General features: G+C 48.8%; 10 protein-coding genes. 5 read left to right on the forward strand and 5 right to left on the reverse strand.

What is annotated here, in order from left to right:
* The first annotated feature begins 30 nt into the window (after positions 1–30).
* The 4 genes from ACWHX8_RS18520 to ACWHX8_RS18535 all read left to right on the forward strand — a co-directional run bounded on the left by ACWHX8_RS18520 (position 31) and on the right by ACWHX8_RS18535 (position 5,970).
* Positions 31–1,107: a proton-conducting transporter transmembrane domain-containing protein gene (locus tag ACWHX8_RS18520; protein WP_447969614.1), complete on the forward strand. Its 1,077-nt coding sequence runs from the start codon at positions 31–33 to the stop codon at positions 1,105–1,107.
* 12 nt (positions 1,108–1,119) lie between these two features.
* The gene (locus ACWHX8_RS18525; RefSeq protein WP_447969615.1) at positions 1,120–4,362 is read left to right on the forward strand and encodes a DUF2309 domain-containing protein; all 3,243 of its coding nucleotides are present in this window, start codon (positions 1,120–1,122) and stop codon (positions 4,360–4,362) included.
* Between the two features lie 32 nt (positions 4,363–4,394).
* Positions 4,395–4,718 (forward strand): P-II family nitrogen regulator, encoded by a 324-nt coding sequence (locus tag ACWHX8_RS18530; RefSeq protein WP_447969616.1) that lies wholly within the window; start codon positions 4,395–4,397, stop codon positions 4,716–4,718.
* Between the two features lie 256 nt (positions 4,719–4,974).
* On the forward strand, positions 4,975–5,970 hold the full coding sequence (locus ACWHX8_RS18535) for an NAD(P)H-quinone oxidoreductase (RefSeq protein WP_447969617.1): 996 nt from the start codon (positions 4,975–4,977) through the stop codon (positions 5,968–5,970).
* 202 nt (positions 5,971–6,172) lie between these two features.
* Here the strand turns inward: ACWHX8_RS18535 and ACWHX8_RS18540 are convergent, their stop codons facing one another.
* The 3 genes from ACWHX8_RS18540 to ACWHX8_RS18550 all read right to left on the reverse strand — a co-directional run bounded on the left by ACWHX8_RS18540 (position 6,173) and on the right by ACWHX8_RS18550 (position 9,877).
* Positions 6,173–6,850 (reverse strand): GDSL-type esterase/lipase family protein, encoded by a 678-nt coding sequence (locus ACWHX8_RS18540; protein ID WP_447969618.1) that lies wholly within the window; start codon positions 6,848–6,850, stop codon positions 6,173–6,175.
* A 608-nt stretch (positions 6,851–7,458) separates the two neighbouring features.
* Positions 7,459–9,099: an acetolactate synthase large subunit gene (locus ACWHX8_RS18545; RefSeq protein ID WP_447969619.1), complete on the reverse strand. Its 1,641-nt coding sequence runs from the start codon at positions 9,097–9,099 to the stop codon at positions 7,459–7,461.
* Positions 9,100–9,184: 85 nt separating this feature from the next.
* A complete protein-coding gene (locus ACWHX8_RS18550) occupies positions 9,185–9,877 on the reverse strand; it encodes a transposase (protein ID WP_447969620.1) in 693 nt (230 codons plus the stop codon).
* Positions 9,878–10,026: 149 nt separating this feature from the next.
* On the opposite strand from ACWHX8_RS18550, the gene ACWHX8_RS18555 reads away from it, so the two are divergent.
* The gene (locus tag ACWHX8_RS18555; RefSeq protein WP_447969621.1) at positions 10,027–10,908 is read left to right on the forward strand and encodes a vitamin K epoxide reductase family protein; all 882 of its coding nucleotides are present in this window, start codon (positions 10,027–10,029) and stop codon (positions 10,906–10,908) included.
* Between the two features lie 36 nt (positions 10,909–10,944).
* Here ACWHX8_RS18555 and ACWHX8_RS18560 read toward each other — a convergent pair whose 3' ends face one another.
* Together ACWHX8_RS18560 and ACWHX8_RS18565 are read right to left on the reverse strand one after the other, a co-directional pair.
* Positions 10,945–11,436, reverse strand: a complete 492-nt coding sequence (locus ACWHX8_RS18560; RefSeq protein WP_447969622.1) for a group I truncated hemoglobin — start codon at positions 11,434–11,436, stop codon at positions 10,945–10,947.
* Between the two features lie 335 nt (positions 11,437–11,771).
* A complete protein-coding gene (locus tag ACWHX8_RS18565; protein WP_447969623.1) occupies positions 11,772–12,479 on the reverse strand; it encodes an ABC transporter permease in 708 nt (235 codons plus the stop codon).
* Positions 12,480–12,643: the final 164 nt, after the last annotated feature.

Genomic DNA, 12,643 nt, shown 5'->3' on the forward strand with positions numbered 1-12,643 from the left:
GCGTAAGAAGAGAAAGCATTTGCGACTGTCATGAACGTTGAAGATACCATAATATTAGCTGTTGCGATTCTTCTTTCAGCGCTGTGTGCGTTCGTCGGACAACATCGCTCAAAACATGCGTCAACGGCACTTGTTGAAATACTTGCGGTGTCGGGGCTTGGGGTTGGAACGTTACTGACACCCTCCCCCATCAATCGGTATTGCCTCGTTGGGGTTCTTGGGTTTGCGGCCTACTCGCTCTTGAAGTCGCGCAAGACCACCTTGTTCAAAACGATCAGTCTCGTTCAATTTGCATTAGCGATTGTTCTGACCCTCGTGGCTTCCTTCTCTGATGATTCTCTGACCATGGTCGCCGGGCTGTTTGTCACAACGATACTTATCCCTCTTCCTCCGTTGCATGTCCCGTTCGCTTCACTCGTGAGTTCTTCTCCTGGAGCCATGTCTGGTTTATGGACGACTGTCTTCCTTTCTCTCGGGTTGGCTGAGCTCATGGAACTCAAAAATTTCCTGTCAGAAGGCATGCTATCGACGATTTCCTGGTTAGCCGTAGTCAGTGCTCTATATTCCTCAATGAAGTGCTTAGGGCAAAGTCAAATTCGACCATTGCTCACCTATGCAACCATCGCCCAAGTCTCCTTGTTGTGGGGACTGTCTACCGTGTTCTCGACGTTTTCCCAATGGCTCATACCATTTGGGGTGACCATTGCCTTCGTGATGACGGGCCTGCTATTCACGTATCACTGCATTCAACAACGGTTTGGATCACATACCATCGGAACCCTGCCAGGCTTGGCCTTAGCCATGCCGCGACTGGGAGTGATGTTGATAATTCTGATTAGCATCGCTGTGGTGCTTCCGATTGTTCCGATATTGTCAGGGTTGCCTTCCCTGCCGACAACGGACCATCAAGATGTTTCCCTTGTCATCATTGGCTTCATCATCTTTTTCGTGTGGATGTTGGGGAGTTGGTATTTTTCACATTTAATGCATCAAACGGCTTTTGGAAAAGCCAGACCGGATATTCCCTACACGGATTTGACCACCGGGGAAATCAGCGCTTTGAGTCTGCTGATTGCTGCAGCCGGTTTTACAGGACTATTTTTTTAAAGAGTATTAATTGTGGCTGAAGTAAGAGAAATCGAACAATCAAGAGGCGGACAGCGAACGGAAGTTCTCTCGCTGGTTAAATTAGCGGGAGAGCCCATTTCCCACTATTGGCCGATGCAAACCTTCATTCACCATAATCCCCTGCACGGCTTAGAACACTTGTCATTTGATGAGGCCATAAAGGAAGGCACAAGATTTCTTGGTGGAAAAGGGTATCTCACCAATACCGAATACCGGAGTTATTACCAGCAAGGACGCATTACCTTAGATGCCATTGATGAAGCGTTAAAAGATCAGAGTGACAATCAACTCATCGCTATTGACAATCGAAAGGTTTCTCATCTCGAAGCATTGCGCTCTATTCTCATCAATGGAACCGGGTACACCGCTCCGGATGTCGCTTCAGCCCTTTTGCAAGCGCATCAAGACGACAAGGACGTGAAGACGCTCATTGAGAGACTCCACGTGCTGTACCAAGCTAAACCACCGACGTTTTCGTTCAATGATCATGCCGCTTCGGAGCGAAAGGAACTTGCGTCGTCCTACATCCTTTCCGCCTGGTGCGATCAAACACTGGGCACCACGGTTCAGGATCTCACGAACTATGAACTCATCAAATGGTGTGGCGGTTTTTTGGATGAAGGGCATGCTCCCTGGTCTATGCCTTTTCGAGAAGAAACTTTTTATGGTGGATGGAAAGCCTTAGCCCAGAGAGATCAGTCTGGTTCGATGTTAGGCATTGCACAATGGCAGTCAAAAGTTCAACATCTTCCGGATCAATCAGAAGATGCCATTATCGAATGTCTCGAGGCCATGGCCATCCCTCGTGAATTGTGGATGGATTATTTCACCATGCATTTTTCCCAGCTTTCAGGATGGGCTGGATTCATCAAGTGGCGTTCTGAACAATTGGCTTATCAATGGCAAAATGCCAATCGCATTGATCTGGTCAAATACCTCGCGGTGCGCTTGTTTTACGAAAAAGAACTGGTCGCATTGGCTTGCCAAGACAAGCTTGGCATTCCAGGAACCTACCCCGCCATTCAGTCTTATCTCGAGAGCCACTCCTCTGGATATGGACTGTACAAGGAATGGAAGCTCACAGGTTTGCCGGAAAAGATTGTCGAGGATCTTGGGCTTTCATATTTCGTGCAACACCCCTTACCGATTGCTGAACTGGACCAAAATGCCGTCCGCATCAGCGAAACATGGCAGTCCATTCGCCGAGAACAAGACATTCACCAAAAGGCCTTAATTGCATTGCATCTCGCCAAATCCCTTGACTTCTCTGTCAACGAATTAATCGCGAGTCCTCAAGAAACGTTGGTCGGACTCTTGGAATGGGTGTCGCAGTTTCCTGAGGTACACCATGGGCCAATTTGGCTGAAAGCTTTCGAACTCTCGTTCATCAAAGGGTTTCTCCCAGGGTTTGCTCCGAATCTTGAGAAGCTCGCAAAAATCGATGAGTCAGAGGAAGAACCCGCTGAATCACGTCCGTTGGCTCAAGGGGTTTTCTGCATCGATGTTCGGTCCGAAGGTTTTCGTCGACATTTCGAAGAGGTCGGAGGGAATGAGACTTTTGGATTTGCCGGATTTTTTGGCGTTCCTCTTTCCTATCAAGGGTTTGGTAGCGAGTTAGAAACCGATCAATGTCCGGTGCTGCTTAAGCCCAAGCATGTTATCAAAGAAATTCCTCGAGCCTATCAAGCCAAGGCGGCTCAACAATTTCTGGAACGACAGCAATTAGCCAAAACCGGGCATACCCTGCTTCATGATTTAAAAGAGAATGTCATCACACCCTATATCATGGTCGAAGCCATTGGCTGGTTTTTCGGATTTCGGCTGTTTGGTCAAACCTTGAGCCCCTTGTGGTTTAAACGGATCACGTCCTGGTTTTCAGAGCGATTTGACACTCCTCTTGGGACGACGTTGACTGTTGACAAGTTGACCGCCCAGGAAGCAGAGGAAATGGTGGCCTCAGAGCACCGCGCAGCGATCTATCGCATGCTCATCGAACAATGCGGCCGACCAGGAATGGCTGTTTCTCATGACCAAGTTGAACGACTACGCAAGCAAGCATTGGACCAAATGGCTTTTGATCCGGGCGAGGACGAGGAATTACTCAGCAAACTCCAGTGGACGGAATCTGACTACACGCAATTTATTGAAGACTTACGAAGCCATGGTGTACACGACCGCGCCGTTACTAATCGGATGCATCGCATCACACAGACGGGATTTACCATCACGGAACAAGCGCTTTTTGTGGAAACCGCTCTTCGGGCTATTGGATCCACAAAAACATTCTCCAGACTCTTTCTCGTATGTGCTCACGGCAGCATTTCAGATAACAATCCATTTGAGTCGGCGTTAGATTGTGGAGCCTGTGGAGGAAACCACGGGGTCTCCAATGCACGCACGTTTGCCTCGATGGCCAACAAAGCACAGGTGAGACAAATTCTGGCGCAAAAAGGCATTCATATTCCGCCTGATACGCATTTCCTTCCGGGTCAACACGACACCACGACAGACGAAGTGGAGTTGTTTGATTTGGAAGATGTCCCGGCCACCCATCGCAAAGATTTACTGAGATTGCAACACGACCTGTCGGAAGCCACACGCCGCAATAGTCGGGAACGGCTTACTCGCTTACCCGACGACAAAGGCTGCGAATCATTGGATGAGGCCGCTGAACGGACAAAACAACGCAGCATCGATTGGTCTCAAGTTCGGCCCGAGTGGGGCCTTTCTCGACATACCACATTTATTGTGGGAAGACGACTTCTTACGCAAGGGATTGATCTTGAAGGGCGAACGTTTTTACACTCGTACGATTATTCGCAAGACGAGGCGGGAAAATATTTGGAAATCATCATGACCGCACCGATGATCGTAGGCAATTGGATCAACATGGAGCATTATTTTTCCACGGTGGACCCACACGTGTATGGTGCCGGGAGCAAGGTCTATCACAATGTGGTCAGCCGTATCGGAGTCATGTATGGGTCCCAAAGTGATATCTGTGTTGGCTTGCCAGTCCAAACAGTTCTTGATGGGGACAAACCCTATCACGAACCGATGCGATTATTCGTGATTATCGAGGCACCGCGTGAACGAATTAGTATGATCATTGCTCGGCATGATATTCTTCAACGCCTCATCGGCAATCATTGGATCAATCTCGTGGCTCTCGATCCAGCCTCCAGGGAGTTCTTTATTCATGATTCGCGGAACGATTGGCAACGTATTCAGTAATCTATTAGATTGAGGAGGGCTAGGAGGACATCATGAGTACCATCAAGCTGTACCCGATGAAAGAAATCAAAGTCATCATTGATGGCGAGCACATTAACTTCGTGACGGACGTGCTCGATCAAATCAAAGCCAGTGGCTATACGATTTTCAGCAACCTTTCGGGAAAAGGACATAGCGGGTTCCACGAAGGACATTTGATGTTTAATGACACAAGCAGTCTGCAAATGGTGTTGACCGTGGTGCCGGAGGAAAAGGTCGAGCTCATACTGTCGGGGCTTAAGCCGTTTCTGGAACGTCATTCTGGAAGCGTTTTTGTCATCGATGCTTTTGTGCTCAGAAAAGATCACTTTGACTGAAGAAGGATCGTCACGGCGTCACCTCACAGCTGGCCTACCATTCGAGCGCGTGCACACGCATCTGCTTCTTTGTCATCACTCCCGCGACCTTTCTGTTAGATCGTCCTGTTCCTAGCCGAGCATTTTTATAGTCATACATCCACACAACACTCAAGAGCCGGCACTCCCACACAGTACAAGCGTATCCCAATCCATTCCAAATCGGACTCCCAACGATAGCAAATCCAACTCATGTCCAGTTGTAAACGAAGGCGGGATGAAAGCGATTACATATACAGAGCCTGGCGACCCTTCGGTATTACAATTGACTGACGTGCCTAATCCCCAGCCGAATGCGCATCAACTCCTCATACGTGTTCAGGCAACGGCCTTGAATCGAGCAGACCTCCTGCAACGGCGCGGCAAATATCTTCCAACTCTAGGCGAATCCAATATCTTGGGCCTAGAATTGGCCGGAGAAGTCCTGGCATGCGGGGAGGCTGTCCGGGGATTTCTTCCAGGAGAATACATTTTTGCCTTAGTAGGGGGCGGTGGGTACGCCCAACAAGCGGTAGTCGATTACAGGCTCGCGATGAAAATCCCTGAGAGGTTCTCGTACATCGAAGCTGCGGCAATTCCAGAAGCCTTTTTCACCGCTCAGGAGACATTATGTGCGTGTGGATCGCTCCAATCCGGCGAAACCGTACTCATTCATGCAGCCGGTAGCGGAGTAGGAACCGCACAAATACAAATGGCCAGCTCGATTGGCGCGCACGTATTGGTCACTGCGGGAACCGCACAAAAACTACACATGGCCATACAACTCGGCGCTACAGCCGGCTGCAATTACAAAGAGCAAGATTTCACCGAATGGGTGAAAGAACAGACGCGCGGACACGGCGCACATCTCATTGTGGATCCCGTGGGTGCCGTCAATTGGCAAAGAAATTTTCACTGCTTGCGGCAACAAGGAAGATTAGTGCTCTTTGGGCTAATGAGTGGACACACACAGGAAACCGATTTGAGAGCATTGATAACGAAGCAACTATCTGTGCACGGGACAGTGTTACGGACAAGATCGATAGATGAAAAAATTAAAATGACACGACGCTTCTCACGGCAGTGGCTCACGCCTTTGGCTATGGGAACTATGCGGCCAGTGATCGACTCCGTCTTTCCCCTGGCTCAAGCGTCGGACGCACACCGCTACATGGAAGACAATCGGAATATCGGAAAAATTGTGTTAGATGTGCAAAACATCGAGAGAGGATAACCCTAGAACGGGATAAACGGACAACATTAAGAACGCTTCAGATTTATACAGTTTTTGGTCAAGTTGAACGTAAATTCGTATTCCAGATTCAAGACTGAAATCTGAGGCTTTTAATAATAGGATGAATTCATTTATCGAATCATCTTTTGCGATCGACCATCGCACGGTAGTCGGTGACAAACAACTCGGAGAGGCGAGAAGGTTAATTGTGGAGCGGCCGGTTTGATGCTGCGAGGGAATCCCGTAATAGATTGAGGTGGTCATACCACACATCTGCCATTTTTGCGTAGCCGTTGTTGTTAGGGTGGAAACTATCGAAAAAGTCTCCCCCGTCACCTTCAAGATGGTAGTCAATGCCTGCGCCGGTCTCCATATCCGCAACAATGAGTTTATCGCCCCTAGCGATACGCGTTTGCGCCATCGCCGCAAGCTGGGTATTATATTGCTTGTAAATAGAGCTGATTGGCACCTTATTGATTATGAGAGCGAGAATCACCGTAACGTCTTGGCTATACTGATCAATTTCATCGAGAATCTGGCTTACTTCGGTTACGATTTCGTGGGGATCTTGACCAGACCTTAGGTCATTCGTCCCGATATGTAGAAGCACGATTTCCGCTGGATTCGCCTGAAGAAACTCCACAACTCTATCCCTAATCCAGTCAGCTGTCTTGTCATAATATCCCTCATGTTCACTGTCAAAATCGATTGAATTGCCAGGTAAGGCACAGTCGTCCTGAGGGTGGTGCTGGCTTCCCACGAAATTCACAAAATAACCTGCTTGGGTTAATTGAAGATAGAGAGGATGGCGGTATCCGAGATCACAAGCGCGGGAAGGAACTTGGCAACAGCCTTGCGTGAGAGAATCCCCCAGAGGCATTATTGTGTTTTCCGTTCCAATGGGTCCCCGCCAGGATATGACCACTATACCAGCCAAAATGACCAAGCACATTACCAGAAGGACAATGGATCCTTTTCCAGCCATGAATCCCCGTGTATTCATTTGTGGTTTTACGATCTATACTCGGGACCTAGAAAACCTCATCTCCTATCCTCTTAAACGCCAAGACAGTAGCAGGTAGAGTCTAATTCCTGTTGACTAATTTACAATAAAAAAAGTTGTGACCCTAAGATTCCTTCTCTCGAATCTCACATATTCAACAAGCAACCGAGACTGGCGAGACGAGTCGTAGCAAACTCAACTGAGCAGTTTAGGGAAAATTAAACAATACCCTTACAGTAAACTTGCCGATCAAACGGGACAACAATTTCTATAGCCGTTTCAGTTATGCCGAATCTATATGTCCTCGTACTGAATGCTGATTGACCCTTCGTTATTGAACCGTCAATCGCCTGTAGGTCATCCAGGCGGGCATAACCTTCCTTGTATCCCCGTTGTACCGCGCGGAGTTCGTGGTATTTTCCTCTTTGGAACTTATTTGGATTCGCTATAGTGCGTAGAATGCTAGCCGTTTTCTGCTCTGTTGTTTATAGTAAACAGACCTTGTCTGCCAACTCATCAATCAAGACTTTTTGGTTTTCAGAATAATCAACCGGAATATCAACCAGGTGAACTCCTCCTGCTTTGAACGCCTTCTCTACTATGGGAATGTATGCGTCTGCCGCTTCAACCCTATGACCGGTCGCTCCGAAACTTTCAGCGTATTTCACATAGTCGGGATTCCCGAAATCCAAGCCCCAGTCTTGAAAGCCTGAGCTGGTCTGTTTCCAACGAATCATGCCATAGGCGTTGTCGTTCAACACGACTACCACCAGGTTGAGTTTCAAGCGAACAGCCGTTTCCAACTCTTGACTATTCATCATAAATCCGCCATCACCGCAAATAGCCATGACCCGCCGGTCCGGGTACAGCATCGAGGCCATCATGGACGAAGACAAGCCCGCCCCCATGGCAGCCAGCGCATTATCGAGAAGCACCGTGTTGGGTTGATACGCTTTATAGTTTCTCGCATACCATAATTTATACATCCCGTTATCTAACGCGATGATATCGTGTTCGCCCATGAGGCTTCTGGTATCAGCGACAACACGCTGTGGAATGACAGGAAACCGTGCGTCATGAGCCCCTTCCGAAATGTGCGCTTCGATTTCGCCACGGATTTTTTGGAAATATGATGACTGACAGGGCACATCACCGCCAAGCTTTTGTTGCAGACGCCGAATGGAACGAGCCAAATCACCCACCACTTCGACCTGCGGGAAATACACCTGATCGACCTGTGCAGATTTATAGTTCAGGTGAATGACGTTCTTTCCACCTACTTTCATAAAAAATGGAGGCTTTTCTATGACGTCATGTCCGACATTAATAATCAAATCGGCGCGTTCAATCGCACAGTGCACATAATCACCAGCAGACAACGCCGCTGTACCCAAAAACAGCTCTGAACGTTCATCAACCACGCCTTTCCCCATTTGCGTGTTGAAGAAGTGCAGCCGTGTTGCCTGTACAAATTCGCATAAAGCGTCACGAGCGTCTTGGCGATTCGCCCCGGCTCCGACCAACATCAACGGCATAGTCGCTTGACGAATGAGCGCTACGGCTTTATCTAACACTGCATCATCGGCGACGGCATAATATCGCTCATGAGGAGGCAAAACCTGCTCGGTGGTTTCTTCGGCAGCAATATCTTCCGGCAACTCCAACAAGACAGCCCCGGGACGCTCTTCTTCTGCGAGACGAAACGCTTCACGGACAAGAGCGGGAATGGTATTGCCATGGACAATTTGTTTCGTCATTTTGCAAATCGGCGCGAATAAACTCACGATGTCAACAATCTGAAACTGTCCTTGCTTGGATTGCTTAATTGGCTTTTGGCCAGTAATCATGACCAATGGCATCCCGCCAAGATTTGCAAACGCTGCCGGTGTGGTTAAATTTGTGGCCCCTGGTCCTAGAGTCGCTAAGCACACACCAGCCTTACCGGTCAAACGACCATAGGTCGCTGCCATAAAGGCAGCACCCTGTTCATGACGCGTAAGCACGAGCTTGATGCTGGAGGATCGCAAGGACTCCAGAAAATCCAGATTTTCCTCACCGGGAAGGGCGAAAATATATTCTACCCCTTCCGCCTCTAATGACTGCACAAGCAAATCTGACGCTTTCATCGACGGAGAATCATTACGAGTAGACAAACCCATGGTACGAACCCTTCTTCAAACAATTGTGATTCAAAAAAAGTGTGCGCTCATCTTATTCCGACCCCAGTCGCGGGCGGCCACGGGGCAGAGGCGACACGCGCCGATTCATTTTTTTTGCCAATCGATTTTTAAACCGTTCATGACCTAACACCCAAGCTTTATTCGTGGCTTCTCGAATTTCATCTAACGTCTCCCCGCTCAAATGATGACGAAATAATGCACGGTACGCCTTCTGTCGTTCCTCAGCGGTTCGCCCTAACGCTCGATATAACGCATGAGGCGTCAAGAGTGAGTCCCGCTTGCCACTTGCATGACCATGATAACTTGACCAGAGGTATTCTCGCGGATGAACGACCATGTCCGCTCGGACGGGATTCAATTCAATATAGCGACAACAGGTCAGGAGATAGGCCTCGCTATCAATCAATGTGGCACGATAACGCCCCTCCCACAACGTCCCAGTCCGATGATACGTGGCATTCACATGCTGCACATATCGTCTTCCCAGCGATTGCAAGGTCTTGGGCAGGCTCTCTGGGTGCTCAGGAGTCAGGAGAAGATGCACATGATTCGGCATCAACACATAGGAATGGATGACACAGCCATTTCGGACGGACGCCTCCTCTAAAAATTGGAGATACATCGGATAGTCGGATGTATTGAAAAAAATGTCTCCACGATTGTTCCCCCGCTGAATTACATGCAAGGGAGAGCCTGGAGCAAAAAAACGAGGCAAGCGCGCCATACAATCACCTCTTAGGTTAAAGCCATGATCGTTACATAGCACAATATAGCATAGAAGTCGAGTCTGACCCCACTTCTATTGTATTGCGCGCGCTCGCATGGTATACATACATAATTGATTGTCTTGTTCATGTCTATTGCCTTATCTCAATGGCCAAACCAAGTAAACTCAAAAAGACCGTTAGCTCCGGACAGGCCTCGACTCCGGAATCAAATTCGATTCCTCCGCTGAATATAGCGCTGCTGGTACTCGCAGCGGCCGGAATCCTGCTGACCGCCTACCTCACGTATGTTGCATGGTTCGAAGACCATCCAGCCTTTTGTAGCGAGGGATCCGGATGCGATTTAGTGCAAGCCAGCCGCTGGTCGACGCTGCTCGGCATTCCCATGGCCTTCTATGGCCTGCTCACCTACATCCTCTTGGCTAATTTGATCTGGAACGGCCGAGCGAAATCCAATTATGGGCGTCCAGTTGTATTTGTAGCGATCTGCGGGTTTGCCATCAGCGCGTACCTCACGATCGTCTCGGTGCTGGAGATTGAGGCAACCTGCCCCTACTGTCTCGCGTCGTTTGCCATCATCACAACCATAATGACCCTGGCGATTGCACAACGCCCGACTGACTGGGTGACGTCCGTGAAGGAGGCCACGGTCGTAGCCCTGCTTATCGTCGGCGTGTTGCACCTACACTATAGCGGAGTATTTAGCGCGGCGGCAGGACCGGAAGATCCACAACTCCAAGCCTTGGCAATTCACCTCAACGACTCAGGCGCAAAGTTTTATGGTGCCTATTGGTGCCCTCGCTGTCAGGAGCAGAAGGAAGTGTTTGAAGCCTCAGCAACGCGACTCCCCTACGTGGAATGCAGCTCTGGTGGACGCGGTAGTGCGCTGACGCCGGCTTGCGCCAAAGAAAAAATTCGAAGCTATCCCACCTGGATTATCGGTGAGCAACGCTACACCGGCCTACAAACCCCACGCTCACTCGCCGCGGCCTCCGACTTCGCCTGGGAAGACGACTCTAGCGACGAATAGCGACATTTTCAAACGGACAATTAGGGACGGCGTTGCTTAGGACTTGCTGCTAGGCCCGTCAATTCTCTTATCAACCACATAGGGTCGAAGGCCGCCGACTTTAGCCATCACTTCATCAAATTCCTTCTGGGGCACCTTAAATTCCTTAAGCGTCGATGCGATATGCTTGACAACGATATCAAACTCTTTGTCTGTAATCCCAAGACCTTCATGTGTCGTCTCTAATGGACGATTGATTTTTTTACAAGGCCCACCAGTATTAAAACATAAGAGATTTTTGTTCTTTTGTCGTAATTGGTTTCTGGTATCGGTTCCCATCCCAATAAAGTATCGACCAACGACCGGATCATCCCAAATTTTTACTAAAAAGACATCCACAACAGCTGAGATGGCATCATAACCGCCAAGACGTTCATAGAGTGATTTTTCTTCATTGGCAAAACTCGTGGACTGAAATGCCCCGCCCAAAAGGCACACTGCACTCAGGCCGACAATAATTCCGTAACGATGCAGAAAACTTCGGTACATAAACATTCTCCTTATGAGTAAATAGTGATCTCTGAACTTGAGCGACCCTCGACGACTGTGACTAAAACATCATGCGGCCTATGTCCTGCCAAGTATGGGACGACAACACCGCGCAGGGAGCAGTCAGCCTCGTAATCATGAAGTTTGATTCGACTGTAGATCTCGATACGAAGCCTCTTCACTACCATCATCGTACCACACAGGTCTTCGTATTTTCCGAATCTGTGGAAATGCCTCAATCGCCACACGGACACGATCACATCTCTGCCTGCTATCTGTGAATCTCTGTTTATGGCAGCGACGACCGTAGCTTACCTGAAGGCACCTAGCTGAATTTATGCTGTTCGTGCTTTTGCGAACATAAGGTAGAGCGCCGCAGATATCCCTGATGATCCAAAAATCATACACATGACCATGATTTGATATTTTGTGGCCACAAGAGGAGAGACACCGGAGAGAATTTGCCCGGTCATCATTCCTGGCAACGACACCAGTCCAACTGCCAATAACGAATTGATGACAGGAATCAGCGAGGAGTGCAAAGCCGCATTTCTCGCTTCGACATACGAACAGGCCTTCTCACATTCGGCTTCAAACCGTTCTGCAGCCAGACTCACGGTATTCATACTACTGGCAAAAATCATCCCCGCAAGCGGCACGACATAGCGGGGAAAAAACCAAGGCTGGAGCTCCAACACCATCTGGCTCACCAAAGCAAGCGTTGAAACTCCGCCTATCGCGATGGCACCAAGGGCATTTCGATACAAGTACGGCTGCTTATTCTTTACAGGACGCAAGGCTATCCAACTCGCAGCGCCCAACATCACAATCAACACGCACGCAATCACCCAGGCTTGTTCGGATTCAAAAATATACGTCAACACATATCCAATCAACAGCAATTGAATGAGCATTCGCGTCACAGCATACACCGCGGTTTGCCCATCAACAGTCCATCGATACAGGATGCCAATCACAATAACCGCAGGCACGAATGCCCACAGCAACCCAGAAAATGAAACAGCGTGAATGGAAGTATTCATACGTGTAATACCTTTAGACGTGTGGAAACGGCACAATCATTGACCGAGACTGTCTTCTCACAGCTTGAAACTTTTGTGAATCATTTCGCGTAGCGTTCAGGTAGAATTTCAGAAAATACTGAATGCCCATTCATAATTTTCCGTCAATACATGAGTACCTCATC

This window comes from Nitrospira sp. M1 (assembly GCF_965152605.1).

Excerpts from the sequence above, each read along its gene's own strand:
- ACWHX8_RS18535 (WP_447969617.1), top strand. The coding sequence starts at position 4,975 with ATGAAAGCGATTACATATACAGAGCCTGGCGACCCTTCGGTATTACAA.
- ACWHX8_RS18520 (WP_447969614.1), top strand. The coding sequence starts at position 31 with ATGAACGTTGAAGATACCATAATATTAGCTGTTGCGATTCTTCTTTCA.
- ACWHX8_RS18550 (WP_447969620.1), bottom strand. The coding sequence starts at position 9,877 with ATGGCGCGCTTGCCTCGTTTTTTTGCTCCAGGCTCTCCCTTGCATGTA.
- ACWHX8_RS18545 (WP_447969619.1), bottom strand. The coding sequence starts at position 9,099 with ATGAAAGCGTCAGATTTGCTTGTGCAGTCATTAGAGGCGGAAGGGGTA.
- ACWHX8_RS18530 (WP_447969616.1), top strand. The coding sequence starts at position 4,395 with ATGAGTACCATCAAGCTGTACCCGATGAAAGAAATCAAAGTCATCATT.
- ACWHX8_RS18565 (WP_447969623.1), bottom strand. The coding sequence starts at position 12,479 with ATGAATACTTCCATTCACGCTGTTTCATTTTCTGGGTTGCTGTGGGCA.
- ACWHX8_RS18540 (WP_447969618.1), bottom strand. The coding sequence starts at position 6,850 with ATGCCTCTGGGGGATTCTCTCACGCAAGGCTGTTGCCAAGTTCCTTCC.
- ACWHX8_RS18560 (WP_447969622.1), bottom strand. The coding sequence starts at position 11,436 with ATGTACCGAAGTTTTCTGCATCGTTACGGAATTATTGTCGGCCTGAGT.
- ACWHX8_RS18555 (WP_447969621.1), top strand. The coding sequence starts at position 10,027 with ATGGCCAAACCAAGTAAACTCAAAAAGACCGTTAGCTCCGGACAGGCC.